The organism is Erythrobacter neustonensis, from assembly GCF_001663175.1.
Classification (GTDB): domain Bacteria; phylum Pseudomonadota; class Alphaproteobacteria; order Sphingomonadales; family Sphingomonadaceae; genus Erythrobacter; species Erythrobacter neustonensis.
This window is the reverse complement of record NZ_CP016033.1, coordinates 507,086-532,091: the sequence shown is the minus strand read 5'-3', so window position 1 is coordinate 532,091 and position 25,006 is coordinate 507,086. Positions and strand designations below refer to the sequence as shown.

22 protein-coding genes are annotated in these 25,006 nt (G+C 66.8%); 9 read left to right on the top strand and 13 right to left on the bottom strand.

From position 1 onward, the window contains the following. The first annotated feature begins 6 nt into the window (after positions 1-6). Positions 7-687, top strand: a complete 681-nt coding sequence (yihA, locus tag A9D12_RS02550; RefSeq protein ID WP_068349495.1) for a ribosome biogenesis GTP-binding protein YihA/YsxC — start codon at positions 7-9, stop codon at positions 685-687. 33 nt (positions 688-720) lie between these two features. Here the strand turns inward: yihA and A9D12_RS02545 are convergent, their stop codons facing one another. Further along, positions 721-1,443: a thermonuclease family protein gene (locus tag A9D12_RS02545; protein ID WP_068349492.1), complete on the bottom strand. Its 723-nt coding sequence runs from the start codon at positions 1,441-1,443 to the stop codon at positions 721-723. A gap of 294 nt (positions 1,444-1,737) precedes the next feature. Between A9D12_RS02545 and A9D12_RS02540 the strand changes: the two genes are divergently transcribed. Genes A9D12_RS02540 through A9D12_RS02530 form a run of 3 tightly spaced genes read left to right on the top strand, consistent with a single transcriptional unit; the run spans position 1,738 to position 4,755 of the window. Then, positions 1,738-3,444, top strand: coding sequence for a copper resistance system multicopper oxidase (locus A9D12_RS02540; protein WP_082925350.1), 1,707 nt, complete (start codon positions 1,738-1,740; stop codon positions 3,442-3,444). Continuing rightward, the gene (locus A9D12_RS02535) at positions 3,441-4,343 is read left to right on the top strand and encodes a copper resistance protein B (protein WP_082925349.1); all 903 of its coding nucleotides are present in this window, start codon (positions 3,441-3,443) and stop codon (positions 4,341-4,343) included. Before A9D12_RS02540 ends, A9D12_RS02535 begins: the two co-directional genes overlap by 4 nt. Positions 4,344-4,368: 25 nt before the next feature. Next, a complete protein-coding gene (locus A9D12_RS02530) occupies positions 4,369-4,755 on the top strand; it encodes a copper resistance protein CopC (RefSeq protein ID WP_068349489.1) in 387 nt (128 codons plus the stop codon). An 18-nt stretch (positions 4,756-4,773) separates the two neighbouring features. Here A9D12_RS02530 and A9D12_RS14935 read toward each other — a convergent pair whose 3' ends face one another. The 6 genes from A9D12_RS14935 to A9D12_RS02500 all read right to left on the bottom strand — a co-directional run bounded on the left by A9D12_RS14935 (position 4,774) and on the right by A9D12_RS02500 (position 15,067). Beyond that, positions 4,774-6,669 carry a CshA/CshB family fibrillar adhesin-related protein gene (locus A9D12_RS14935; RefSeq protein ID WP_082925348.1) on the bottom strand — a complete coding sequence of 632 codons (1,896 nt, stop codon included), beginning with the start codon at positions 6,667-6,669 and terminating at the stop codon, positions 4,774-4,776. 47 nt (positions 6,670-6,716) lie between these two features. Next, positions 6,717-11,876 (bottom strand): hypothetical protein, encoded by a 5,160-nt coding sequence (locus A9D12_RS02520; protein ID WP_231889673.1) that lies wholly within the window; start codon positions 11,874-11,876, stop codon positions 6,717-6,719. 21 nt (positions 11,877-11,897) lie between these two features. Continuing rightward, positions 11,898-12,944 carry a DUF11 domain-containing protein gene (locus A9D12_RS02515; protein ID WP_068349488.1) on the bottom strand — a complete coding sequence of 349 codons (1,047 nt, stop codon included), beginning with the start codon at positions 12,942-12,944 and terminating at the stop codon, positions 11,898-11,900. 72 nt (positions 12,945-13,016) lie between these two features. Then, positions 13,017-13,547 (bottom strand): hypothetical protein, encoded by a 531-nt coding sequence (locus tag A9D12_RS02510; RefSeq protein ID WP_231889672.1) that lies wholly within the window; start codon positions 13,545-13,547, stop codon positions 13,017-13,019. Between the two features lie 20 nt (positions 13,548-13,567). Next, a complete protein-coding gene (locus A9D12_RS02505) occupies positions 13,568-14,557 on the bottom strand; it encodes a DUF11 domain-containing protein (RefSeq protein WP_068349486.1) in 990 nt (329 codons plus the stop codon). A 90-nt stretch (positions 14,558-14,647) separates the two neighbouring features. After that, positions 14,648-15,067, bottom strand: coding sequence for a VOC family protein (locus tag A9D12_RS02500; protein ID WP_068349484.1), 420 nt, complete (start codon positions 15,065-15,067; stop codon positions 14,648-14,650). A gap of 279 nt (positions 15,068-15,346) precedes the next feature. Here A9D12_RS02500 and A9D12_RS02495 point away from each other — a divergent pair, with 279 nt between their 5' ends. The 4 genes from A9D12_RS02495 (at position 15,347) to A9D12_RS02480 (ending at position 19,523) form a co-directional block, all read left to right on the top strand. Then, positions 15,347-16,009 (top strand): glutathione S-transferase family protein, encoded by a 663-nt coding sequence (locus A9D12_RS02495; RefSeq protein WP_068349482.1) that lies wholly within the window; start codon positions 15,347-15,349, stop codon positions 16,007-16,009. After that, a complete protein-coding gene (locus A9D12_RS02490; RefSeq protein ID WP_068349479.1) occupies positions 16,006-16,923 on the top strand; it encodes a S1/P1 nuclease in 918 nt (305 codons plus the stop codon). Before A9D12_RS02495 ends, A9D12_RS02490 begins: the two co-directional genes overlap by 4 nt. 76 nt (positions 16,924-16,999) lie before the next feature. Beyond that, complete coding sequence (gene dapE, locus A9D12_RS02485; RefSeq protein ID WP_068349477.1) at positions 17,000-18,163, top strand: succinyl-diaminopimelate desuccinylase; 1,164 nt, start codon at positions 17,000-17,002, stop codon at positions 18,161-18,163. Between the two features lie 28 nt (positions 18,164-18,191). Beyond that, positions 18,192-19,523: a dicarboxylate/amino acid:cation symporter gene (locus A9D12_RS02480; protein WP_068349475.1), complete on the top strand. Its 1,332-nt coding sequence runs from the start codon at positions 18,192-18,194 to the stop codon at positions 19,521-19,523. Between the two features lie 27 nt (positions 19,524-19,550). On the opposite strand, the gene A9D12_RS02475 is transcribed toward A9D12_RS02480, so the two are convergent. The 3 genes from A9D12_RS02475 to dapB form a co-directional block, all read right to left on the bottom strand. Continuing rightward, a complete protein-coding gene (locus tag A9D12_RS02475) occupies positions 19,551-19,961 on the bottom strand; it encodes a hypothetical protein (protein ID WP_068349473.1) in 411 nt (136 codons plus the stop codon). 156 nt (positions 19,962-20,117) lie between these two features. Next, complete coding sequence (gene nth, locus A9D12_RS02470) at positions 20,118-20,765, bottom strand: endonuclease III (RefSeq protein WP_068349471.1); 648 nt, start codon at positions 20,763-20,765, stop codon at positions 20,118-20,120. A gap of 10 nt (positions 20,766-20,775) precedes the next feature. Next, the gene (gene dapB, locus A9D12_RS02465; protein ID WP_068349466.1) at positions 20,776-21,510 is read right to left on the bottom strand and encodes a 4-hydroxy-tetrahydrodipicolinate reductase; all 735 of its coding nucleotides are present in this window, start codon (positions 21,508-21,510) and stop codon (positions 20,776-20,778) included. A gap of 33 nt (positions 21,511-21,543) precedes the next feature. On the opposite strand from dapB, the gene A9D12_RS02460 reads away from it, so the two are divergent. Further along, positions 21,544-22,245 carry an NAD-dependent deacylase gene (locus A9D12_RS02460; protein ID WP_068353485.1) on the top strand — a complete coding sequence of 234 codons (702 nt, stop codon included), beginning with the start codon at positions 21,544-21,546 and terminating at the stop codon, positions 22,243-22,245. Here the strand turns inward: A9D12_RS02460 and A9D12_RS02455 are convergent. The 3 genes from A9D12_RS02455 to dnaA form a co-directional block, all read right to left on the bottom strand. Then, positions 22,234-23,007, bottom strand: a complete 774-nt coding sequence (locus tag A9D12_RS02455) for a HesA/MoeB/ThiF family protein (protein ID WP_068349462.1) — start codon at positions 23,005-23,007, stop codon at positions 22,234-22,236. The genes A9D12_RS02460 and A9D12_RS02455 overlap by 12 nt on opposite strands. Next, the gene (locus tag A9D12_RS02450) at positions 23,004-23,321 is read right to left on the bottom strand and encodes a DUF983 domain-containing protein (RefSeq protein ID WP_335645782.1); all 318 of its coding nucleotides are present in this window, start codon (positions 23,319-23,321) and stop codon (positions 23,004-23,006) included. The genes A9D12_RS02455 and A9D12_RS02450 overlap by 4 nt, the downstream gene beginning before the upstream one ends. A gap of 178 nt (positions 23,322-23,499) precedes the next feature. Then, complete coding sequence (gene dnaA / locus A9D12_RS02445; RefSeq protein WP_068353482.1) at positions 23,500-24,903, bottom strand: chromosomal replication initiator protein DnaA; 1,404 nt, start codon at positions 24,901-24,903, stop codon at positions 23,500-23,502. Between the last annotated feature and the right edge of the window lie 103 nt (positions 24,904-25,006).

Here is a 25,006-nt window from a genome sequence, read left to right as displayed (position 1 = left end):
TCCGCGATGACCGACCCCGACGACTGGCAGGCGCGCGAGGATGCGGCATCGCGGCTCTTTTCGGGGCCGGTCGATTTCCTGCGCTCCTCCCCGCAGCTGCAGTTCCTGCCTGATCCCGATGTGCCCGAAATCGCCTTTTGCGGGCGTTCGAACGTGGGCAAATCGTCGCTGCTCAACGCGCTGACCGGGCGCCGGGCGATCGCGCGCGCTTCGGTCACGCCGGGGCGCACGCAGGAATTGAACTTCTTCGATGTCGGCCGCCCGGAAAAAGAGGGCGCGCTGCCCTTGTTTCGGCTGGTCGACATGCCGGGCTACGGCTTTGCCAAGGCACCGGTGAAAGTGGTCGAGAAGTGGAAGGCGCTGGTCAATTCCTATCTGCGCGGGCGCGCGGTGCTGGTCCGCACGCTGGTGCTGGTCGACAGCCGCCACGGGGTGAAAGAGGTCGACCGGGCGATGATGAAGATGCTCGACGAGGCGGCGGTGGGCTACCGCGTCGTGCTGACCAAGACCGACAAGATCAAGGCCAGCGAACTCGACAAGGTGGCCGAGGCGACCGCGGCGGAAATCCGCAAGCATGTCGCCGCCTACCCCGAACTGCACCTTACCAGCAGCGAGAAGGGCATGGGCATCGATACGCTGCGCGCCGCGGTCGTTTCGGATGCGCTGGGCGAAGGGTGGATGGGCTGAAGACGGCTCCGGCGCGCAAGCCGCCGGGGTGTCCTATTCCTTCGAACGTCTGAAACCGGCGGCAGCAGCCTCGCGTTCGGTGCAGAACAGCGCCTCGGGCCGGGTCTGCGCATAATAGCGCTGGCCGGGCAGGTGATAGATCAGATCGCCGTGGCGGCTGTTGTTTCCCTTGATCGCGCAGCCAAGCGCATTGGTGTAGCGCCGCTCGCGGGCGGGCGCCGCTGCGGCAACGCGCTGCGATCGCGCAGCCGGGACAGCGCGCCGCGCGACCGGCGGCGCATCGCCGCGATTTGCGGCGCGCCAGGCCGACGGCAGGTCGAATTCCCCCGCCCATAGGCCATACCGCATTTGCTGCGCGATTGCCCGCGCCTCGGTGTAATCGGACGGTGCATCGGGCGCCGGAACCGCCATCCCGCGCCGCAGCATCTCGCGAGCCACGTCGAAAACCGGGGTCGTGCAGGTGGCCAGCGTGCGCCCATAGACATCCGTGCCGACGGCCGTGCATTCGAGCGGCTGCCCGCCGATGATGTCGCCAAGGACTTGCGCGGCGTCCGTGCCGCAGTTCCACGGCTGGCCGCCGCGCTTGCAGATCTGGGCGGCTTCCGGCGCATCGATACCCACGAGCCGGATACGGGTGCCGGTCATGGTGATCGTATCGCCGTCGACCACGGCCGCAGCCCCGGTGACGATGTTGGCCCCGACAGGGACGGCGAAAAGCGCCGCGGCAGCGACAAGCGGGATCAGGGTTCTTTGCATCGGGCTGCATCTAGGTTCGCCACCTTAACGCAGTCCTACCGCCGGCCTGCGGTGCGCCCGGAACCGGCGCGGGTGGCGGACGTTGCGCAGGGGCGCTAAGGAAGCAGTCCTTGAAAAAAGGCAGGGCCTTGCGCGCCCGGTACGAGAGGCCCGGCCGGTCGCCGGTCAGCACCAGATGATGGGATCAATGTCGAAGCCAAGCCTGATGATCGGTGCATTCGGACTGTCCCGGACGCACGGCATGATAAGCGCGCCGCGTGCCAAGCGTGCGCGGCCTTCGATGGTGCGCGCGGCATGACGCTTCGGGCGCTTTCGCGCCGCGGCTTTGTGCGCGCCGCCGGGGCCGCTGCCGGGCTGGCCGCCTTGCCGGCATGGGCGCAGGGGCGTGGGCACCACCGGACTGCAGGCGGCGCGCCGCTGCGGGCCGGGTTCGACCAGCTTTCCGGCCCGGTGATCGATCTTGCCGTGGGTCACGGGCCGCGTGTGGTGCAGGGCCGCAAAGGGCATGGCATCGCGGTCAACGGCAGCGTTCCGGGCCCGCTCATCCGCCTGCGCGAAGGGCAGGATGTCCGCCTCAATGTCACCAATCATCTGGACGAGGACACCTCGATCCACTGGCACGGCCTGCTGCTGCCGTTCCACATGGACGGGGTGCCGGGGATCAGTTTTCCCGGCATCAGGCCGCACCAGACCTTCACCTATGAATTCCCGATCCGGCAGTCGGGCACTTACTGGTACCACTCGCATTCGGGCCTGCAGGAACAGCAGGGGCATTACGGCCCGCTGATCATCGACCCGGCCGGCGCGGAACCGGCAGACTACGACCGCGAATTCATCCTGCTGCTGAGCGAGTTCACCCCGCTGCACCCGCACGCCATCATGGAGCGGCTGCGCAAGGGCGAGGGCTATTTCAATTACCAGCAAACCAGCTGGACCGACGAATACCCGCTGACCGCTGCCGACCGCCGGATGTGGGCCGAAATGCGGATGCCCGCGACCGACATCGCCGATGTGACAGGTTCGACCTACACCTATCTCGCCAACGGGCGCGGGCCAAAGGAGGGGCTGGAGTTCGTCTTTACTCCGGGCGAGCGCGTAAGGCTGCGGATCATCAACGGCGCGGCGCAGACCTTCTTCAACCTGCGCATTCCCGGGCTTGCGATGACGGTGATCGCGGCCGACGGGCAGAACGTGAAACCGGTCGCGGTCGACGAGTTTCAGATCGGCACGGCCGAAACCTACGATGTGATCGTCACGCCCAAGGCCGAGGCCTATACCATCATCGCCGAAAGCATGGACCGGTCGGGCATGGCGCTGGCAACGCTGACCAGCCGCCCGGGCGAACGCGCGCCGATCCCGCCGCCGCGCAAAGCTCCCTTGCTCGACATGGGCGACATGGGGATGAACCACGGCGACGGCGCGGCTGGACACAGCATGGACGGCATGAGCATGCGCGACACGCTGCTGCTGCCGCCGGATGTCGCAGTGGGGCCGGGGATCGACATGGTGGCGATGGCGCCGGTCGACAAAATGGGCGATCCGGGCATCGGCTTGCGCGATGTCGGGCACCGGGTGCTCAACTACCGGATGCTCTCGGCGCTGGAACCCAACCGCGACACCCGCGCGCCCTCGCGCCTGCTCGAACTGCATCTGACCGGCAACATGGCGCGTTACATGTGGTCGTTCGACGGCAAGATGTATTCGGCGGTCAGCGACGTGCCGATCCGCTTTGCCTGGAACGAGCGGGTGCGCGTGAAGCTGGTCAACAACACGATGATGGCGCACCCCATCCACCTGCACGGAATGTTCTTCGAGCTGGTCAATGGCGAGGATCCCGCACATCAGCCGCGCAAGAACATCGTGATCGTGCAGCCCGGCGCAAGCGCGCAGTTCGATCTCACCGCGAACGAGCCGGGTGACTGGGCGTTCCACTGCCACCTCCTGTATCACATGCACGGCGGGATGATGCAGACCGTCACGGTGGAAGGGCCGCAGCGATGAGGCGGACCGTGCTCCTCGCATGGGCCGCGTTCGCCTGCGCCGCGCCTGCGGCCGCGCAGGATCACCAGCACGGTGGCCACGCCATGCCTGCGCAGGATCCCCATGCCGGACACAGTGGGGACGCCGAGGCCGCCGATCCTTCGCCCGGACCGCTGATGGAAATCCCGCCCCCGGCCGAAGCGGGCAGCGGCCCGCCGCGCGCAGCCGATGCGATCTGGGGCGCGGACGCGATGGCCGCATCGCGCAAGGCGCTGGCCGACACCCACGGAGATTTTGCCGTTTTGTGGGTGCAGGGCGACCGGTTCGAAATGCAGACGGGCGAGGGCGGCGACAGCTATCTGTGGGATCTGCAAGGCTATTACGGCGGCCCCACCAGCCGTTTCTGGTTTAAGAGCGAGGGCGAAGGAGAGACCGGCGCGGCCCTTGAAGAGGCCGAGGTACAGGCGCTCTATGCCCGGGCCATCGCGCCGTTCTGGGATTTGCAGATCGGGGTGCGCCACGATTTTGCCGGGCCTGACACGACGCATGGCGTGATCGGGGTTCAGGGCCTTGCGCCTTACATGTTCGAAATCGACGCTGCCTTGTTCGTGTCGACCCGCGGCGATCTGACCGCGCGGATCGAAGGTGAATTGGACCAGCGCATCACCCAGCGCCTGATCCTCCAGCCGCGCGCCGAGGCCGAGCTTTCGGCGCAGGATATTCCGGCGCTCGGCATTGGTGCCGGGCTTGACCGGTTCGCGGTCGGTGCGCGGCTGCGGTATGAATTCGCGCGCGAATTTGCGCCCTATCTCGGGCTTGAACAATCATGGCGCACGGGCGCGGGTGCAGAATACGCACGCGGGCGGGGGGAAGCGTCATCCGCGCTTAAGCTTGTCGCGGGTATCCGCTGGTGGTTCTGATCTTCAACAAGGGTTTTTCGTGTCGATGCGCCATTCTGTCTTCCTCGCCGCTGCGGCGCTTTTCGCCGGTGTCGCAGCGCCCGCGCCGCTGCTCGCGCATGTCGGGCTCGTATCCGCCACGCCCGTTCAGGGCAGCACCGCGAAATCGCCCAGCCGGATCACGCTGACCTTCAACGAAAAGGTCGCGCCCGCCACGGCTTCGGCGGCGATCATCATGACCGCGATGCCGGGGATGGCCGATCACGGCGAAATGGCGATCCGCAATTTCGTCGCGAGCTGGTCCGCCGATGGCACGACGATGACGCTGACGCTCAAGAAGCCGCTGCCCAAGGGCACCTATGACGTGCGCTGGCAGGCCGCCGGGACCGATGGGCATGTCGCGCGCGGCACGGTGACCTTCGACGTCGGCTGACGCGTAGGCGCTCGGGCTTTATTGCACCTGCGCGCGGAAGCGGATGGTGAAATTGGGGCGCGCGGTTGCGCTGGTGGCGGCCGCCATCGTGCCGGTCGGCGCGATCCTGATCCCGCGCACTTGCACATCGTAGGCGCCTGAAGGGGTGTAAGTATAGGGCGCCGCGCCGCCGCTTGCCTGCGAATAGGTGACCATCGTTGCGGCGTTGAAGGTGTTGAGGCCGCTGGTCGGTGTGCCGTTGGTGAAGGTGATCGGGGTGCCGGTCGCAAACGCCATCTGCGCGGGCATCACGTCGAGGATCACGATCGAACTGGCATCGACCGGGCCGGTGCCGGCGTTGGTGACGGTGATCGCATATTCGACCACCGCGCCCGGGATAAGCTTGGGATTGGTCGTCCCGTTGACCGGATCGGAAATCACCGTGCTGGTCTTGGCGATCGTCAGCACCGCGGCCGCGCGGCGGGAATTGGTGATGATGCAGGTGACCGAATCTGCGGGACGCAGCGTGATCGTGCCGCCCACCGCAGTCGGCATAATCGTGGGCGATCCGGTGAGCGCATTGGTGCACGACATGGTGGCGGTATAGTTGCCCAGCACGGTCGTGCCCGCTGCAACTTCGTCGAGGACATAGGTCGCGCCGTTCTCCACCGCGCGCAGCGTCGTGTCGCCGGTGCCGGCCGTGATGGTGGTCGTCGTGCCGGTGGTGGTCGACGAGGCGAAGGGCGTGCCATCGTCCATGATCCGCACGGTGAACTGGTCGGTGTCGAACCGCCGTCCGTTGGTGCCCAGTGCCTTGCGCAGCCGCAGGCGCGGCTGCGCACCGGCAAGGAAGGTGCACACCAGCGACTCGCCGAATTCGAGCTGGCCTATGTCGGTATCGGTCGTGGGCAGGTTGCTGGGCAGCGTGCCGCGCGTCGCCCCTGCACTGTTCACGCAGGTAAGATTGGCGGCATAGGCCGAGATCGCGCTGGCGCTGCCCGCTGCCATCGCCAGCCGCAAGGTGATCGGCACGCCTGCTGCCATGTTGAGCGGCGCGGTGGTGAAGGGGCCTGCCCCGGTGCCCGTGGTGGTGCCGCTGCTGATCGTCGCGTCGGTGGCGGTCGATGCGATCTGGAAGTTCAACTGGTCCGCGGCGCTGATCCGCGTGCCGAGCAGCTGGGTCTGCAACCGGATCGTGGCAAAGCGGATCGCGAACATCACCCCCTGAAGCCCGCCCGACTGGGTTTCCACCGTCACGCTGGTCGGGCTGTTGCTGCCCAGGATGTAGCCGCCGACCGTTCCCGGCGCGCCGCTGACCGTGACATTGGCGCTGCCCACACCGGTGATCGGCGGCATCGTCGATCCCGAAATCGGCGGCACCGAATCAAGCAGCTGCCAGCTGCCGCCATTGGTGCTCATCCGCAGCGCTTCGTTGTCGTTGCTCGATTCGGCATCGGCGACGACGAAGGAGTAGACCGTAACACCGCCGCCGGCGGGCGGGGTGACATTGATCCCCGTGATCGCGATCCGGCTGATGCCGGCTTGCGTGGAATAGAGCACGGGCCGACCGGGAATGTTGATGAACGCGCTGCTGCCCACCGCTGCGCCGGTCCACGAAGGCGCGGCGACCGCGTTGTACCCGGGATTGGTGCCGGTGACGCGCGCATTGAAGCTCAGCGTCGATCCGTCGGGGAGGGTGAAGCTCATGTTCTGGCCTGCGGCGCTGCGCGCGGTGGTGTCGTTGTAATTGGCAAGGCTCAGCCAGCAATAGGTCTGCCAACTGGCAGGCGCGGTGCCTTGCGCGCCCGCAGGCGCACAGCTTTGCGCCTGCGCCGCGCCGCCCCATGCCAGCGCGCACATCACCAGTGCCAGCGCCATCAAGCGGCGCAACTCGACCATGACCCCTGCAATCATCCCGTCGGGATAGCGCATCATGGTAAGCAGCCGGTTAACCAACCCGGTCTTTCGCGCAGCGGAGGGTCTCATCGGCCCAACCCGAGAAAGCCGAAGCTGCCGGCATCGAACTTCATCCGCACCGCGGCATAGACGCCCTTGTCGGTGTTGCGCGCGGGGCCGAAATCGCCGTCGCGGAAGCCCTCGACATTGTAGCCCAGGGTGACGAGCACGCCATCGGTCGGCACCACGCCGATGCTGGGGCCAAAGGCGAAGGTCGTCGACCGGTCGGTGAGGCTGGCGCGCACCGTGGCGGTTGCACCCAGTTCGAAACGCTCGCCGATCCCGAAGCGGGCATCGCCGCCCGCCAGCACCGCGGTGCCCTGGTATTCGGTGCCTTCGAACTGGTCGAGATTGTGCCGCGCGCCCAGAAACAGCGCAAATTCGTGGCGGCGAACGCCCGCGCCGTCGATCTGTCCGCGCGGCGAGAAATTCGCTGAAAGGCTGGCGACAAGCCGGCGCGCGGTGGCGTTGCCATCGACCGTCAGCCCGGTGCGGCCGGGACCGCCGATACCGCCGATTTCGCCCGCCACGCCGCCGGTGATCGTGTCGCTGCGATATTCGAGCCGGCCCAGCATCGCCAGCGGCGAATTGTCGGGACGGTGCGCAAAGGCGATGCTCGCATCGAGGATTTCGGCCTTCGCGCCGCCGGCCGCTTCGGACAGCGTCCAGGTCACGCCCGAGCCGACGAGGCTGCCTTCGCCCAGCTGGCGGATCGCGCCGAACAATGCGCCCTTGCGGTCGATCGTCTCCCCGTCGCGCCATTCGCCGCGCGCGGTAATGCTCCAGCGGTCCTTGCGCCATGCGGCACCAAAGGTGGCGGCGGTGAAGTCTTCGAACAACAGCCCGCCGGTGATCTGGCCGCCGCTCGATGCTGGCTGATCGGGATTGACGAGGCTGCCAGCCGACGGACGGCCGCCCAGCGTGCGGTTGCCGTCGATCGTGGCGTCGATGGTGAGCGCGGGGCTCACCTGAAGCGTCTGCGACAGGCCGAAGGCGGCAAAGCTGCGATTGCCGTTCTCGCCGATGGTTTCCTTGCCGATGGTGGTGGTCACCTGACCGCCCTGCCACGGCGCAACTTCGATCCCGCCGCGCAGCTGGCGCGCGTCGAACTTGGCGCCATTGGCGATTTCGTAGGTGCCCACCAGCCGCACGTCCTGCGTGATGGCATAGCGTGCGCCCAGCCGGTGACGCGCGGGCAGATCGGCGCTTTCGGCCTTTTGCAGCGCGATGGCGGTGCCGGCCGACAGTTCGAGCTTGTTGTCGAACAAGCGCTGCGAAGCGCCCGCTTCGACCACGGTCGAGGCCGCGGTGCTGCCATCGGGCAGGCGATCGTTGAAATGGACGATGCCGAGCCGCAGATTGGTCGCCTGCCGGGTCAGCGCCAGTTGCGCCTGCGCGGCGCGGCGGCGGGCGGCGTCGGTCAGGCTGTCGTCCTGCCACAGGCTGCCGACAAGGCTCAGTTCCTCGGTCAGCAGCACGCGCCCGTCGACCCCGACCTTGCGGCGGCCGCGCTCGACCGCGTTCTGCTGGCCGATGCCGTAGTCGGCATCGATCTGGCGGGCATAGGCGACGAGATCGACCTTGCCGGTCTGGTGCTGTACTTCGGCAAGGAAAGCGGTCGCCTCGCGTCCGTCGCGGCGGCTCATCGCGATTTCGCCGCGCACTTCGGTGTTGGCGCCGATGCGGGCGAGCAGATCGACTGCGCCGATATCGGTGCGCTGCGCCTTGCCGTCCGCGCCGGCGATCCCGGCATCGGTGATCGCGGTTGCGCCGATCCGCAGCGTGCCAGCCTTGCTGGTCCAGTCGGCGCGCGCGCCGGCGTTCCATTCGGCCGCGCCCGTGCCATCGGTTTCGAACTCGATCACGATGAATTGCGGGTTCAGGTTTTCGTCGCGGCTCAGCACGGGGGCGGCAAAGCGGATCGTGCCCGACAGCATGTCGATGTCGTAATCGGTAAAGCGGGTGAGCGTGCGCGAATTGACGATCTGTTCGGGGCGGAACCGGTCGCGCACTTCGATCGTGACGCGTTCGGAATTGGCAAGGATGCGGCGGCTGGACAGCGCATAGGGGCCCGAGATCCCCTGACCCTGGATTTCCTGCCGCTGGAAGCGGCTGGCGATCTGTGCGGCAAAACCCTGCGCTTTGATCGCACCGACGCGCGCTTCGCCCATCACCCCGGTCGCGGTGCGGTTGTAGCTGGCAAGGCGGGTCTGGTTGAATGCGGTCTGGAAGTCCCCGTACAGCGCATAGAAGGTGGCGGTTTCGATCCGGACATAGAGCTTTTCGCGGCTCGCGGCATCGAACTGGCGCGCCGAGGCATCGCCGAACACGGTGTAATAGGCCTGCGGGTCGATCGCGCCCAATGCGCGGGTGTCCTCGCGCTGCTTGGCGCTGTCATAGGCGAGCGTGACCAGGTATTTGCCCAGCACGCGGCCCTTGGCATAGAGCGCGACGCGCGCATCATCGCCCAGATCGCTGTCGAAGCGGCGGTTGCGTTCCATGTTCCTGGCAACCGAACGCGCGCCGATGGTGCCTTCGCCAAGCCCGATCAGCGTCCATTCGACATCGCCCGGCTCAACCCATGCCTCAAGCTCCTGACGGCGGGTGATCGCGCCGTCGTCGAAGGCAAAGGCGAGGCGCAGCGAACCGCTGACCATGGTGGGCGCGAGTTCGATCCTGGCGATGCCTTCGCTGCCTTCAACCACCCAGCGCGCGGCCATCGGGGTCATGCCGGTGAGCTGGTTCAATTGCTGGCGGTCGATCTGCTCGGCGCTTTGATAGGGCGCGTTGAGCGTGAAGCTGCCCGACATGCCTTCGCGCAGCGGGCGGTTGTTGCGGTCGAGCACGCGGATCGCCACCACCGGGCGGGTGCGGCCATCGGCGACCAGCTGCGAAAGCGCGGGCAGCAGCTCGACCTTGGCCGGGGTGCGGGTGAAGAACACTTCGCGGGTGAAGGTCTTGGACACCTCCCCGAACGAATTGATGATCTGGGCTTCGAGCACGGTGCGGTCGGTCAGCAGCGGCACGCCGCGCCACTGGCTGATCGACCAGGTGCCGGTTTCGGGGTTCTGCGTGCCTTCGAAGGCGAGCGGATCGACCGGCTTGCCATCGACCAGCAGCTTGACGCTCTGCCCCAAACGGTGCCGCACCGCGACCTTGATTGCGGGCGCGCGCGGGTTGGCGTCGATCGCGGGGGCGATGAAACCATCCTCGCCATCGCCCAGCGCGAGGTAATCGGTGACGGCGGGCGCGGTCTTGTCGGCAGTTACGGCTTCTGCCGCGTCGACGGGCGCTTCGGTCTCAGTTGCAGGGGCAGGCGCGGCAGCAGGCTTTGCGCCTTCGGGCAGGATGGCATGGAAATCGGCGACCACCAGGCTGCCGCCCTGACCCACGGCAAAGCGCGAGATCGCGCTGCCCGCGCTGCGGCTGGAACGGGTGCAATCGGTGAAGCGTCCGCCTTGAGGCAGGGTCATCGCGGCGACCTGCACCACGTGGGTGCCGGGCACCACGCCTTCGAAATGGTAGCGGCCATCGGCATCGGTCAGCGCAAAGCTGCCGTCTTCGAGCATCACGCGCACGCCGGGGATACCGGGGCGACCGGCTTCGGGGAGGGTGCAGCCGCCGGCGGTCACGCGGCCGATGATCGTCATGCGGTCGGCGATGCCTTCGCGGTCGATATCGACCACGGCCTGTGCGCGCGTTTCGCGGCCGAGCGCGTCGGCGGCGATCACGGTGTTGCCCGCGCGGCCCGGAGGCGCATCGGCGCGCACGCTCATGGCATAGGTGACACGCATGGTCGCGGCGGCGGGGATGTCGCCCAGCGCTATCGTGATGATGCGGCCGTCGGGCGACACGGTAACGGCCTGCGGGGCGGCGGCGCCATTGATGCGGACCGAACCGGGGCGCAGCCGCAGCCAGGGCGAAGGCGTGTCGACCAGCGTCACCCCGCGGCGGATACGCGCGGCATCGCTGTTGCCCACGGTCAGCGTGTAGAACACGAGATCGCCGGGCGCAGCACGCGGCCGCGACGCGGTTTTGACGAGCGCCAGGTCGCCCGCCGGACGATCGACCGGAATATCGACTTCGAAGGGAACGGGCGTGTCGAGCACGAAGATATCGCCGAACGAGCCTTCGCGCACCACATAGGGGCGGCCATCGGGGCGCAGCGCGCGGGCGATCACATCGCGCGGCGCGGTGGACGGCGCGGTGTAGGGCGCCGGCGGTTCGGCAACGAGGCGGAAGCGCCCCTGCGTCGTCAGCGGGAACCAGAATTCGCCGGGCCCCATCGGCACCGCGCGGCCCGATCCGTCGATCACCGGCTGTCCGGTGATCACGCTCGACGGCCACGAAGTTTCGCCGTTTTCGGCAAACACGGTGGCGGGCAATCCGGTGTCGGCATCGACCAGCGTGACGCGCACACCATCGACCGGCTCGCCCGTTTCGCTGTCGAAGACCACGCCGAACGGATCGACCAGCACGCGGACATCGGCCGAGACGAGGATCGTGTCGCTGTCCGGACGCATCGCCGCGATCACCACGCGGGTGTCCTGCCCCACGCTCAACCGGCAATCTTCCTTGGTCACCGGCGGGGGAATGCGCAGCGTATCGATCACGCCCGCGAAGATGCCGCTGTCCGCCTCGGTCTCGAAGACGGTCATCGTCTCGCTGTCGCCTTCGGCGGTGGTCAGCACCACGGTCAGGCTTTCGACTGCGGCAGGATCGCGGTTGGCCGCGCGTGCGGAAATCTCGAAGAACAGCGGTTCGCCGCCGTGCAGCGTATCGGTCTGCTGGACGGTCGCCGTGCGGATCGTTGCCGTCGCCGCACCGGAGGGCGATGTGCTGGCGGTGGCGCCCGATTGCAGCGACTGAACCGGGCCGGTGCCAGCCCCGCATTGCGGCACGCGGTAGGCCAGTTCGGCCCCTGTCCCCTCGCTGGTGCGGCGATAGACCCGGATCGCGGGCGGGGCGAGCGGGCTTTCATTGACGTCGAAGCGCACGGCATTGCTGGTGGTGCGCTGGCGCGAACCCTGCGCGTCCCACGTCGCTTCGGCGATATTGGTGACCGTGCGTAGCGTTGCAGTCTCGCCGGTCTGCGCGTGAACCCCGCCCTGCGGCACGGCCAGCAACGCCAGCAGCGTTACCAGCAGGGCCGCTGCCGCGTGCCGCAAGGAGGGGAAAACACGCAAGACCTGAGGTCCCGATCGGGATTACTTGATCACGACCTGGAAGTAGAGCGAACGGGTCTGACCCGCCGCCACGTCGTTCAGCGCGCTGCTGATACGGTCGCGGCCGCTCACCCCGGCGCCAGCTGCAAACGTGCCGCCGGCGGTGCCGCTGGTGCAGGTTGCGTTGCCGTTGATGAAGATCCCGTAGGCCGCGCTGTAGGTTACATCGGCGGGAAGATCGTCGACCACGTTGACGTTGGTGGCGGTCGCAGCGCCCGCAGCATTGGCCACGGTGATGCAATATTCCACCGTCGCGCCCGGGATCGCCTTGGGATTGTTGGTGAGGTTGACCGGATCGCTGATCACGCGGCTGGTCTTGGCCAGCGTCAGAACCGCGCCGGCGACGGTGTAACGACCGGTTGCCGAGAAGGCGCCGTCGTTCGCCGCATCGGCCGTGCCCGCGCCGTCGAACAGCACCGTGTCGATCCCGGCGGTGTTCGCGCCCGAGGTGCCGACCAGCTGCGCGCCGAGCGTGTTGGCGGTGCCGGCGGCATGCGCATCGGCGATCAGCGCGACATCGAAGGTGTTGCCGTTGGCCGCATTGATGCTGATGTCCGAAACCACCAGCACCTTGACGGTCGCATCGGCGGCGACTTCATCGAGATAGGTGATCGGGCCCGCGGTCAGTTCGGCACTGTCGAGCAGGCCGTTGCCGTTGGTGTCGCGGAACACGCGGAAGTTGCTGATATTGGCCGCCGTGCCGCCGAGCAGCGAGGTGGTCAGCGCAAGGTCGACCGTGCTGTTCGACAGGTTGGTAACGTCGAACGACAGCACGCGGTTGGTCTGGTTCGGCGAAACCGAGGTGGCCGGCCCGTTGTTGACGACGTTGACGTTGACGCGCTGGTCGACCGTGAACGAGTTCGACGCGGTCTGCGCGTTCTGTGCCACGCCGCCGACATTGAAGCTGACGGAGACGTTGTTGGTGATGGTGGTGCCTGCGCTGGTCCCTGCGGCCAGAGCGGGGGCGCTGGACATCGCGACGAGCGCAACCGCGCTCACCGCACCCAGCAACTGCTTGGTGGTCTTCATGTTTTATGGTCCCGAGTGTTAGCCCCGCGTAATTGGTCCCGCCCGCGGGGCGTAGCGGTTATCTTCCGCCGGTCAGCGGATGATGGCTGGATAGGTGAGCCTGCCCTTGGCGCCCGGCGCGATGCTTTCGAGCACCCAGCGGACATGCGTGACATCGGCGTGCGTGGCGGCGCGCGTCGTGCCATCGGCATTGGCAAGGGTGAGCGCGGCGAGCGTGCCCCAGGTCTTGCCGCCGTCGACCGAGACCGACAGGCCGGCTTCGGCATCGGGGGCGAGGCGCACGGCTTCGGGCAGCGGATTGGTGACGGTGAAATTGGTCACGGCTTCGTTGCCCGTGTTCGAATAGTCGGTGCCGAACACCAGCCGGTCGCCGGGCACGATGGTTTGCGGTTCGACCAGTTCGGTGCGCTGCTTGCCGTCGGCTTCGGTGATCGTCTTCACCGCCTTCACATCGCCCGCCAGAACGACCGGGCTGGGCCGTTCCTGCGCGGCGAGCGGCAGCACTGGGGCGCTGAGCGATGCAGCGGCGGCGCAGGTGAGGAAGAATTTGGCGATCGGCTTCATGGCGTGGTCCTTGAGGAAGCGGTTGGTCTTGAATGGCATCGAGGGGCGATTGCGCGGCATCACTTGTCGATGGTCACGGCGAAGGTGACCGCACGGCGTGTGCCGGCTGGCGTAGTGCCCAGATCGACCCGGATGCCGGCGCTGTCCGACGCGTTGCCGGCATCCGCATCGGCCCCGTCGCTGAGCGGAGCGGCATCGAGCGCGAGGCTGCCGGGAACATAGGTCGTGCCTGCGGGGATCGCGTCGCTCACCACCAGATCGGCAACGCTGCCCGAACCTGTCACGCTGGCTTCGATGGTGAAGGTTGCAGTAGCGCCCGGCACCGCGGCGCTGCCCCCGAACGGATCGCGCAAGGTCACCGATTTGTTGAGCTGGACGCCGGCAATGCTGCTTGCCAGCGCGCCGCGGGCGGCGGCAAAGGCGCCCGTGGTGCCGACGATCGCATCGCCGCCATCGACGCCGGCGCCGTCGAAGCTGGCGCCCGGGCTGCCGGTGCCGGTCAAAGCCTCGGCGGTCAGCGCGACATTGCTGGTATCGCCGTTGCCCGCGCCTTGCGGTACCGTGACGAGCACGAAGACGGTCAGCCGCGCATCGGCTGCGAGCACCGGCGTGACGAGCGGCGCGGTCAGCAGCTGGTCGACGCCGTCATCATAGATGCCGTTGCCATTGCTATCGATTGCAATGCCGCGAACGGAAACGTCGTAATCATTGCCGGCAACCGCGGTGTCGGGGATCAGGCGGAAGGCTTCGGGCCCATTGCCCTGGTTGGTCAATTCGAAGGACAGCACCGCATCGCCAGGGATGCCTGCCACAGGGCCGGGATCGAGCGAGGTCACCGTCACATCGAGCAATTCGTCGACGCGCACCGTTACGGTGTTCGAATCGACGCTGCGCTGCGTGCCGCCTTCATCGTAGGCCGCAGTCGCGGTGTTGCGGATCAGGGTCCCTGCCGTCACGCCGCCGGCATGGGCGGGCGCGGCTGCGCCAAGCACCATGGCCGAGGCGAGGATTGTGGCTAACGAGCTGTGAATGCGAGTATCTGTGTTCATGCTCAGGGCAATTACGGGTGAATGGTTAGCAAGTGGTTAGCAATACCACGTTTCCAACATGGATTATCTTTGCCTGTGGTGTTTTTTGCATCAGGTCGCAAACAGGTTTGCCGGGTCAGCAAACGCCTTGAATTCAAGCGCATTGCCGCTCGGATCGCGCAGGAACATGGTGGCCTGCTCGCCCGGCTGCCCCTTGAAGCGGATCGTCGGCGCGATCACGAACTCGCAGCCCGCCGCCGCCAGTCGCGCGGCCAGCGCTTCCCATGCCGGCATGCTTAGAACCAGCCCGAAATGCGGCACCGGAACGCCGTGTCCATCGACATGGTTCGCCGCACGGTCGCCCGCCTGTCCCGGGGCGAGATGGGCGACGATCTGATGGCCGTGGAAATCGAAATCGATCCATTCGTCCGATGATCGCCCTTCGCCGCAGCCCATCACCCCGCCGTAAAACGCGCGCGCAGCAGCAAGATCGTCGACAGGGAAGGCGAGGTGAAAGGGGGGCAGGGTCATGGCCCGCAGGCTTAGCGCCCGCGCGCGCCTTACGAAACGGTTTTCCTACACCCGGTTCCGTCTGCCAGCGTCCGCAATGCCATGCACCGCCCGCCCCGAACCCCTGCCGCCCCGCTCACCCACGCGCAATTCGCCGCGCGGCTCGAAGCCTTTCGCGCCAAGGGCTTTTCGCATTCAGGACAGTGTCTCACCTGTCACCTGGTTCAGCGTCGACAGCGCCCCGATGAACGCCTAGGGGGAGGGCCGGATTTGGCCCGGCAAGGTGGAGCGCGCGGCGGCATGAAACTGATCATCGGCAACAAGAACTATTCGAGCTGGTCCTTGCGGGGCTGGCTCGCGGTCAAGCAATCGGGCCTGCATTTCGACGAACTCACCGTGCCGATCATGGGCGAGGAATGGGACCGGCTGAAGCACGACATGGGCGAGGTGCAGCCATCGAGCGGCAAGGTGCCGATCCTTTGGGACGGCGACACCGTGGTGTGGGACAGTCTCGCGATCCTCGAATTCTGCGCCGACAAGGTGGGCCGCGAACGGTTCTGGCCCAAGGACGAGACCGCGCGCGGGATGGCGCGGGCGATGGTTGCCGAAATGCACTCGGGCTACCAGTCGCTGCGCCGCGAACTGCCGATGAACATCCGCCGCCGGGTCGAACTGCCCGGCCTTTCCGAAGCCACCCGCGACGATATCGTGCGGATCCTGACGCTGTGGGCCGAAGCCCGCGCGCGCCATGGCAGCGCAGGCCCCTATCTGTTCGGCACTTTTGGCGCAGCCGACATCTTCTATGCCCCGGTCGTGACCCGCTTCCAGACCTACGGGATCGGCGTGCCGGGCTTCGCGCAGGCCTATATCGAAGCGATCTGCGAACATGACTGGATGCGCGAATGGATCGGCGCTGCCGAGGAAGAAGACTGGGTGATCGAACAATACGAGGTGATGGCATGAGATTGTTCGCAGCCATTGTGGCGTTGCTGGCGCTGCTCCCCGCGCCCGCGCTGGCCTGGGGCGACTATGCGCACCGCCAGACCGCGCGCGTCGCCGAGGCGAACGTCTCGCCCGCCTCGCTGGCGAAGATCCGCGCGCTGCTTGCCAAGGAGAAGGAACTCGGCACGCCCAAATGCCCGCTCACCACGCTCGCCGATGCGGCGGTGTGGGCCGATTGCATCAAGGGCGAAGGCTGGCGCTGGGGCTATACCTCGGCATGGCACTATCGCACTGCGCCGGTGTGCGAGGCGTTCAATCCGCGCGGCAATTGCGCCGGCGGCAACTGCGTGACCGCGCAGATTATCCGCGCGCAGCGGATGCTCGCCGATGAAAGCCTGCCCGCGCCGATCCGGCTGGAGGCGCTGGCCTTCATGGTCCATTTTGCCGGCGACGTGCACATGCCGCTGCATTCGGGCGACAACGAGGACCGCGGCGGCAACGACCGCAAGGCCGATTACGGCATCGTTCCCGACCTGAACCTCCACTGGATCTGGGACGGCCCCCTGGCCGAGCGCGCGATCAGCGATCCCGCCGATCCGGTGGTGCGCGCCTATTCGCCTGCCGAACGGGCAGAGCTTGCCGGCGGCACGCCTGACGACTGGGGCCGCGAAAGCTGGGAGATCGCGCGGAGCTTCGTCTACCCGACCGCGTTCGATACCGAAAACCTGTGCGATGGCACATTGCCAAAGAAGACGGCGCTGACCCAGGACGACATCGTGCGCGGGGTGCCGATCGCCAAACGGCGGGTGCAGCAGGCGGGGCTGAGGATTGCGGAGCTGCTCGAAACCGCCTTTGCGCCGGGGCCGCTGGCGGTGCCAGACAGGCGCGGCGATTCGCCGCGCCCGGCGCCCACTGTGCCGGGCGGTGAAGGCTAGGCAATGGCAGCGCGCCGGGGATGCGTGGCAAGATCGCACTTGGGCATCGGCGGCAACTCCTGCTAGGCCCGCCGGAATGCTCGACACTCTCGACCTCGCCAAGCGCCTGATTGCCGCGCCCTCGGTCACGCCCGCAACCGGCAGCGTGTTTGCCGAACTCGAAGCGATGCTGGTGCCGCTGGGCTTTGCCGTCCACCGCTTCACCCGCGGCGACGGGCCGGAAGGCTCGGACGAGGCACCGGTCGAAAACCTCTTCGCGATCCGGCAGGGGCCAGAAGGCAGCCGCCATTTCGCCTTTGCCGGCCACCTCGATGTGGTCCCGCCGGGCCCGATCGGCGGGGAGAATGGCTGGGCCTCGGACCCGTTCGCCCCCGAGGTGCGCGGCGAATTGCTTTACGGGCGCGGCGCGGTCGACATGAAGGGCGCGATCGCCGCGATGGTCGCCGCGGTCGCCGAAGTGCCGCAGGATGCGGGCACGATCAGCTTCATCATCACCGGCGACGAGGAAGGCCCCGCGCTCCACGGCACCCGCGCGCTGATCGATTTCATGGCGGCCCAAGGCCACCAGCCCGACCTCTGCCTCGTGGGAGAGCCGACCAGCGTCAACCGGTTGGGCGACATGGCCAAGATCGGACGGCGCGGATCGGTCAACATCTTCATCGATGCCGAGGGCACGCAGGGCCATGTTGCTTACCCGCACCTTGCCGACAATCCGCTGCCAAAGCTGGTCGCGATCCTCGCCGAACTCGATGCGCTCACGCTCGATACCGGCACCCGCTGGTTCCAGCCGAGCAATCTCGAAATCACCGACATCAATGTCGGCAACAAGGCGCACAACGTGATTCCCGCAGCGGGTCAGGCGCGCATCTCGATCCGGTTCAACGATCTGCACACCGGCAAAAGCCTGTCAGAACGCGTCATGGCGATTGCGGAAAAGCACGGCGGCAGCGCGCGTCCGGTCATCTCGGGCGAGCCGTTCCTGACCGAACCGGGCGCCTTCTCGGCGCTGGTGAGCGCGGCGGTGGCCGCCGAAACCGGCATCGTGCCCGAACTCAGCACCACCGGCGGCACGTCGGATGCGCGGTTCCTGCGCAGTGTGTGCCCGGTGATCGAATTCGGCCTGTGCAACGCAACCATGCACAAGCGCGACGAGGCGGTGGCGATCCCCGATCTTGCCGTGCTCGCGCGCATCTATGCCCGCATCGCGCGCGCGGGCCTCGCACTCGAAGCGACGGAATAGAGCCGCGTCACAGCGGACGGGAGAGACAATGGACCGCAAGCTTACCCTCTACATCCTGCTCGGCATGCTGCTGGGTGTCGTCGTCGGTCAGGTGCTTAACCAGACCGTCGCGGCCGATGTGATCAAGGCCGACATCGCGCCGTGGTTCAAGCTTTTGTCGGACATCTTCCTCAACCTCATCAAGATGCTGGTTGCGCCATTGGTGCTCTCGACCATCGTGGTCGGCATCGCCCACATGGGCGACAGCGCGGCGCTGGGCCGGATCGGCGTGCGCGCGCTGACCTGGTTCATCACCGCCAGCCTCGTCTCGATTGGCCTTGGCCTGCTGCTGGTCAACATCTTCCAGCCGGGCATCGGCGCGCCGATCCCGGACGTTGCCGAAGCGACCGCCGCCGTGGGCGAGGTCAAGGAGCTCAAAGCGACCGACTTCATCCTGTCGATCTTCCCCAAGAACGCGGTCGAGGCGCTGGCGACCAACAACATCCTGCAGATCCTCGTCTTCTCGATCTTCGCAGGGGTTGCGCTGTCGGCGATCGGCGAGCGCGGCAAGGCGCTGGTGACGGGCGCCGACGCGCTCGCTGAAATGATGCTGCAGGTGACCGGTTACGTGATGCGCTATGCGCCCATCGCGGTGTTCGGCGCGCTTGCCAACGTGGTCGCGGCCAGCGGCTTGTCGATCCTCGGCACCTACCTCACGCTGTTGCTCGAGTTCTACTTCTCGCTGGTGCTCCTGTGGGTGATCCTGCTGGGCGCGGGCGCGGTGTTCCTAGGGCGGCGCATCTTCGCGCTGATCCGCTATATCCGCCAGCCGCTGATGATCGCCTTCTCGACCGCGTCGTCCGAGGCCGCGCTGCCCAAGCTGTTCGAACAGCTCGACCGCTTCGGCGTGCCGCGCCGGATTTCAGGCTTCATGCTGCCGCTGGGTTACAGCTTCAATCTCGACGGCTCGATGATGTACATGAGCTTTGCGACGATCTTCATCGCGCAGGCCTATGGCATCGATCTGAGCATCGGGACGCAGATCATGATCCTCCTGACGCTGATGATCAGTTCCAAGGGCATTGCTGCGGTTCCGCGCGCAAGCCTCGTGGTCATCACCGGCACGCTCGCGATGTTCGGCCTGCCGGTCGAAGGGGTCGCGATCATCCTTGCGATCGACCAGTTCCTCGACATGGGCCGCACCGCGACCAACGTGGTTGGCAATGCGGTGGCGACGGCGGTCATCACCAGGTGGGAAGGGATGCTGGAGGTGGAGGAGCCCGAAGTGGTCGAGCTTCCCCACGCGCCTTCGCATACCGCAGCGGATGGGCGCGCAGGGCTCGACCTCGATCCCGGCAACTTCGGCGACGGGCGGGGCTAGGAGCGCCGGGCTTGCTCGCCCGCCGGCTCAGTCCTTCTCGTATTCGACCGGCACAAAGGCGCCGAGCGAACAGCCCGCTCCGCGCTGCGGCACACCGCCGATGTTGGTGAGGGTATAGACGATCTGCGGCGTGCAGAGCTGATCGACCGAGGTTTCGTAAGTGATCGCACGGTCCCAGCCCAGCCCCGGGCAGCGTGCCTTCAGGGTGTTGCGGAAGGTCTTGCCGCCATACATCTCGAAATCGATCACGCTGTCGCTGCGCACCACCGTCGCGCGCACCTGCGAGCGCGAGATGCAGCTTTGCGGCTCGCCGATGGCGGTGGCGGCGGGAACCCGCGCTGCCTCGGCATCGGCGCGCGCGGCGGGATCGGTGGGCGTGCAGCCGCCGAGCAGCAGCAGCGCAGCGGTGGCAGCAGGGACAAGCGGTCGCGGCATCATGAAACGTCTCCACCCTGAAAACACACGATCAACGCCCGTGCATTTGAACCGCAGCTTAATGCACAGAAGCGAAGCATTGCGGCGCAAGGCTTGAAGCAAGGTGCACGCTGCAGCGCCTTAACCGACGGCACCGGGTGGATGATGGAACACCACTGTTCACCCGCGCGGGTTTTCCAGCACCTTCTTGCGGAACGAACACAGGTCGACAACCGTGCAACGCCAGCATTCGGGCTGCCGGGCCTTGCAGACATAGCGGCCGTGCAGGATCATCCAGTGGTGCGAATCGCGCCGGAACGGGGTGGGCACGCGCTTTTCGAGCTTGGCTTCGACCGCCTCGGGCGTCTTGCCCTTGGCCATCCCCGTGCGGTTGCCGACCCGGAAGATGTGTGTGTCGACCGCGAAGGTTTCCTGCCCGAACCAGCAGTTGAGCACGACATTGGCGGTCTTGCGCCCGACGCCGGGGAGCTTCACGAGTTCATCGCGGCTGTCCGGCACCTCTCCGCCGTGCTGATCCACGAGGATCTGGCTCATCGCGATCACGTTCTTGGCCTTGGAGTTGAACAGGCCGATGGTCTTGATGTGCGCCTTCAATCCTTCCTCGCCCAGATCGAGCATCGCTTGCGGCGTTTCGACCTTGGCGAACAGCGCGCGGGTGGCCTTGTTGACCCCCACATCGGTCGCCTGCGCGGACAGAGCCACCGCGACGAGCAGCTGGTAGGCGTTGCCATATTCGAGCTCGGTCTCGGGCGCGGGATTGTCTTCGGCCAGCCGGCGGAAGAACTCGAAAATCTGGTCGCGGGTCATCGCGCGTGCCTCACAACCCCAGAACGTCCTGCATGGTATAGCGGCCCGCGCCTTGCCCGGTCAGCCATTCGGCCGCACGCACCGCGCCGCGGGCAAAGATCATGCGGTTCTCCGCCGAGTGCGACAGCACGATGCGCTCCTCGTTTCCGGCCATGATCACCGAATGCTCGCCCGCCACGGTGCCGCCGCGCAAGGTGGCAAAACCGATCGCGCCCACGGCCCGCGCGCCGGTCATGCCGTGACGGCCGCTTTCCATGTGATCGGCAAGCGCAATTCCGCGCCCCGCCGCCGCCGCCTCGCCCAGCAGCTTGGCCGTGCCCGAAGGCGCGTCGACCTTCATCCGGTGGTGCATCTCGAGCACCTCGATGTCCCAATCGTTGCCGAGCCGTGCCGCGGCCTCTTGCACCAGATGCGCAAGCAAGGTGACGCCGAGCGAGAAATTGCCCGATTGCAGCACCGCAACGCTGCGCGCGGCATCGGCGAGCATCGCGAAGTGCGCCGCTTCAAGGCCGGTGGTGCCGACCACGATCGGCCTGCCTGCCGCGACCGCTGCGGCAAGATTGTCCGCCAGTGCCTGCGGCGCGGAGAAATCGACCAGCACATCGCACTGTCCCGCATGCGCGGCGATATCGCCGCCCGCGTCCACCCCGACGCACAGGCAGTGTCCAGCGTCCGCAATCGCGGCCTCCAGCGCCTGACCCATCCGGCCCTTGTGTCCGATCACCCCGAATTTGAGCTGTGCCATTGCGTGCCTTTTTGCCCCATGCTTGAAGGCCTCATGGCAGAGATTGAACGCATCGTCATCCTCACCGGCGCAGGCATTTCTGCCGAAAGCGGGATCGACACTTTCCGCAGCGCAGGGGGACTGTGGGAACAGCACCGCATCGAGGATGTCGCCACCCCCGAAGGCTTCGCGCGCAATCCCGATCTGGTGCTTAATTTCTACGACATGCGCCGCGCGGCGCTGGCCGATGCCGAGCCCAACGCGGCGCACATGGCGCTGGGCCGGCTGGAGCGCGAATTTGCGGGCGAACTGCTGCTGGTGACGCAGAACGTCGACGATCTTCACGAACGCGGCGGATCGGGCCGCGTGCTGCATATGCACGGCGAATTGAAAAGCGCGCTGTGTTCAGCGTGCGAGACGCGCGCGCCGTGGCTTGGCACGCTGATCGACCGGCCTGCCTGTCCGGTTTGCCAGGCGCCCAGCTTGCGGCCCGATGTCGTGTGGTTCGGCGAGATGCCGTATCAGATGGGGCGGATCTATCAGGCGCTTGAGGCCTGCGATCTGTTCGTCAGCATCGGCACGAGCGGCGCGGTCTATCCGGCGGCCGGTTTCGTGCAGGAAGCGCGCAGCCATGGCGCGCGCACGCTCGAGCTCAATCTCGAACACTCCGAAGGTTCGCGGATGTTCCACGAAACCCGGTTGGGCCTAGCCAGCAGGCTGGTGCCCGAATGGGTGGACGAGGTGCTAGCCGGCTGAGTTGCAGGCACGGCAGCCCGGGTCCTTGGCAATCCGGATCGTGCGCATTCCGGGTTCGAGTCCGTCGAGAATATGGAGCCGTCCCCATCCGGGTGCGCCGAAGCCGCTCACGTCCGCCAGCAGGACCCTGATCGCCTGCATCGCGGCAAAGCTGCCGACCCAGCCCGCCATTGCCCCCAGCATGCCGTCATCGGCGCAGGTGTCGCAATCCTCGGCATCGAAGGCATCGCCGACAAAGCAGCGGTAGCACGCCTCGCCGTCGAGGTGTCCGGCCCATGCGCCGACCTGTCCCTGAAAGCGGCCCACCGCGGCCGAAAGCAGCGGAATGCCCGCCGCAACGCAGGCGTCCGACACGGCAAGGCGCGTGGCGAAATTGTCGGTGCCGTCGAGCACCAGATCGCAGCCCGCGATCAGCGCGGGCGCGTTGTCCGGCGTGATTCGCGCGTCGGAGACATCGACCTGCAAGCCGTCATCGAAATTGGCCAGCCAGCGCCGCGCCGATACCGCCTTGCCGTAGCCCACGTCGCGGGTTGTGAAGATCGTCTGCCGCTGAAGGTTCGACACGTCGACCACATCGTCATCGACCAGCGCCAGCCGGCCGATCCCGCTGGCAGCAAGATATTGCAGCGCGGGCGATCCGATCCCGCCAAGCCCGATGATCGCGACGCGGACCTCGGCCAGGCGCACCTGCCCCGCGCCGCCCACTTCGGGCAGTACGATATGGCGGGCAAATCGGTCGAGCCGGGCAGGGGCAAGCGTCATTCAGGATCCTTGGGCGAGGGCGCGCCGCGCTCCTGCTTGAACGCGCCGATCCCGTGCCACCAGAGGAAGGCGATCACCGCACCTTTGGTCGGCTGGAGCGTGACCAGCAGCAGCACGATCGACACCGGGAGCAGGATCGCCAGCGTCGCCCATGCCGACATCCCGCCCGAGATCATTGCGATGACCACGGGGGCAAGCAGGTGGCCGACCACGAAGATGCCTATATAGGCGGGAAAATCATCCGCCTGCTGCAACGACCAGTCCTGCCCGCAATGCGCGCAGTGGGCTACGGGTTTGAGCCATTTGCGGAACAATGGCGCCTCTGCGCAGCGCGGACATTTACCGCGGGCGCCGCGCAGGAGCGCAGGCAGCCACCCACTGGGCAGGTCGACAGGGTCCGATGGGGGATCTTGCGATGGCATGGGGGCTGTTTACAGCCTGTGGACGCGCTGTCGACAGGCCTGTGGATTGCCTGTCGACAGCAGTTTCGGATCAGCTTTCGAGCTGGCGCAATAGGCTGCGCACATCGCCGTCCATGTCGGCGTCGCGCTGGCGCAGGTCTTCGATCAGGCGCACCGCATGGATCACGGTCGAATGGTCGCGCCCGCCGAACTTGCGCCCGATTTCGGGATAGCTGCGCGGAGTGAGCACCTTGGAGAGATACATAGCTACCTGCCGCGGGCGCACCACCGCGCGGGCGCGGCGCTTGCTGCTCATTTCCGCGCGGTCGATGCGGTAGAACTGGCACACCGTGCGCTGAATCTCGTCGATCGTGATGCGCCGGCGATTGGCGCTGAGGATGTCGGTCAGCTGTTCTTCGGCGAGTTGCAGCGACACGTCCTGCCCGGTCAGCTGCGCATAGGCGATCAGCTTGTTGAGGCCGCCGACCAGCTCGCGCACGTTGCGCGTGATCGTGCGGGCGAGGAAATCGACCACGTCCTCGGGCACCGAAAGCGGGGCGAAGCGCGCCAGCTTGCTGACGAGGATTTTCTTGCGCAGTTCAATGTCGGCAGGCTGGATGTCGGCGACGAGGCCCATCGACAGGCGGCTGAGCAGGCGCGGTTCCACCCCGTCGAGCGCTTGCGGCGCGCGGTCGGCAGCAAACACCAGTCGCTTGCCTTCGGCTAGCAGCGCGTCGATCGTGTAGAGCAGTTCTTCCTGCGCGCTTGCCTTGCCGATGATGAACTGGATGTCGTCCACCAGCAGCAGGTCGAAGCTGCGCAGCCGCGCCTTGAACTCGATCGTCTGGCTCGACTTCAGCGCCTGCACGAATTCGACCATGAACCGCTCGGCCGAGCAGTAGAAGATCCGCGCGCGGGGGTGGGCGTTGAGATAGCCGTGCCCGATCGCGTGCAGCAGGTGCGTCTTGCCCTGGCCCGTTGCCGCTTTCAGATACAGCGGCGAGAATTGCGGCTGTTCCAGCGCCGCCATCCGCTGCGCGGCGTTGCAGGCAAGGATATTGGCCTCGCCGGTGACGAAGGCGGCGAAGGTCAGCGAAGCATCGAGGCCCACCGACGAGGTGAACGAGGCATCGCCCATGCTTCCGGCCGCCATCGCGATCGCGCTGACCCCGTCATTGGCGGGGCGGCGACCGTCGTCGAGGCGCAGTTCGGGCAGCTGGCGCCGGCCCGGATGGACGATGATGTTGACCTTGCGCACTTCGGAGCGCGCAATCGACCAGGCCAGCTGCAAGCGGTCGTGGAACCGGTCGCGCACCCAGTTGGCCGAAAATTCGGTCGGCAGATAAAGGTCGAGCGTCCCGCATTCGCGGTTCAGCGCACCCAGCTGGATCGGCTTGATCCATTGGCTGTGCAACTGGTGTCCCAGATCCTTGCGCAGGCCCTGGCTGATATCGGACCAGTCGGCGGCAAGATTTACGGCTTCGGCATCTTCCATCAGGTGTTCGTCGGCTTGGCGGCCGTGTGTCCGCGCCTTGTCAATCCTGTGCACAAGCTCTTCCCCAATTCACGCACGGTCTGCCGGACCTGTCGGCCCGCAG

What these genes read in the sequence shown, in the direction of transcription:
- dnaA (WP_068353482.1), bottom strand. Translation starts at nt 24,903, where the DNA reads ATGGAAGATGCCGAAGCCGTAAATCTTGCCGCCGACTGGTCCGATATC.
- A9D12_RS02545 (WP_068349492.1), bottom strand. Translation starts at nt 1,443, where the DNA reads ATGCAAAGAACCCTGATCCCGCTTGTCGCTGCCGCGGCGCTTTTCGCC.
- A9D12_RS02475 (WP_068349473.1), bottom strand. Translation starts at nt 19,961, where the DNA reads ATGATGCCGCGACCGCTTGTCCCTGCTGCCACCGCTGCGCTGCTGCTG.
- A9D12_RS02500 (WP_068349484.1), bottom strand. Translation starts at nt 15,067, where the DNA reads ATGACCCTGCCCCCCTTTCACCTCGCCTTCCCTGTCGACGATCTTGCT.
- yihA (WP_068349495.1), top strand. Translation starts at nt 7, where the DNA reads ATGACCGACCCCGACGACTGGCAGGCGCGCGAGGATGCGGCATCGCGG.
- A9D12_RS02535 (WP_082925349.1), top strand. Translation starts at nt 3,441, where the DNA reads ATGAGGCGGACCGTGCTCCTCGCATGGGCCGCGTTCGCCTGCGCCGCG.
- A9D12_RS02510 (WP_231889672.1), bottom strand. Translation starts at nt 13,547, where the DNA reads ATGCCATTCAAGACCAACCGCTTCCTCAAGGACCACGCCATGAAGCCG.
- A9D12_RS02495 (WP_068349482.1), top strand. Translation starts at nt 15,347, where the DNA reads ATGAAACTGATCATCGGCAACAAGAACTATTCGAGCTGGTCCTTGCGG.
- A9D12_RS14935 (WP_082925348.1), bottom strand. Translation starts at nt 6,669, where the DNA reads ATGATGCGCTATCCCGACGGGATGATTGCAGGGGTCATGGTCGAGTTG.
- A9D12_RS02530 (WP_068349489.1), top strand. Translation starts at nt 4,369, where the DNA reads ATGCGCCATTCTGTCTTCCTCGCCGCTGCGGCGCTTTTCGCCGGTGTC.
- A9D12_RS02480 (WP_068349475.1), top strand. Translation starts at nt 18,192, where the DNA reads ATGGACCGCAAGCTTACCCTCTACATCCTGCTCGGCATGCTGCTGGGT.
- A9D12_RS02490 (WP_068349479.1), top strand. Translation starts at nt 16,006, where the DNA reads ATGAGATTGTTCGCAGCCATTGTGGCGTTGCTGGCGCTGCTCCCCGCG.
- A9D12_RS02540 (WP_082925350.1), top strand. Translation starts at nt 1,738, where the DNA reads ATGACGCTTCGGGCGCTTTCGCGCCGCGGCTTTGTGCGCGCCGCCGGG.
- A9D12_RS02455 (WP_068349462.1), bottom strand. Translation starts at nt 23,007, where the DNA reads ATGACGCTTGCCCCTGCCCGGCTCGACCGATTTGCCCGCCATATCGTA.
- dapE (WP_068349477.1), top strand. Translation starts at nt 17,000, where the DNA reads ATGCTCGACACTCTCGACCTCGCCAAGCGCCTGATTGCCGCGCCCTCG.
- A9D12_RS02460 (WP_068353485.1), top strand. Translation starts at nt 21,544, where the DNA reads ATGGCAGAGATTGAACGCATCGTCATCCTCACCGGCGCAGGCATTTCT.
- dapB (WP_068349466.1), bottom strand. Translation starts at nt 21,510, where the DNA reads ATGGCACAGCTCAAATTCGGGGTGATCGGACACAAGGGCCGGATGGGT.
- A9D12_RS02515 (WP_068349488.1), bottom strand. Translation starts at nt 12,944, where the DNA reads ATGAAGACCACCAAGCAGTTGCTGGGTGCGGTGAGCGCGGTTGCGCTC.
- A9D12_RS02505 (WP_068349486.1), bottom strand. Translation starts at nt 14,557, where the DNA reads ATGAACACAGATACTCGCATTCACAGCTCGTTAGCCACAATCCTCGCC.
- nth (WP_068349471.1), bottom strand. Translation starts at nt 20,765, where the DNA reads ATGACCCGCGACCAGATTTTCGAGTTCTTCCGCCGGCTGGCCGAAGAC.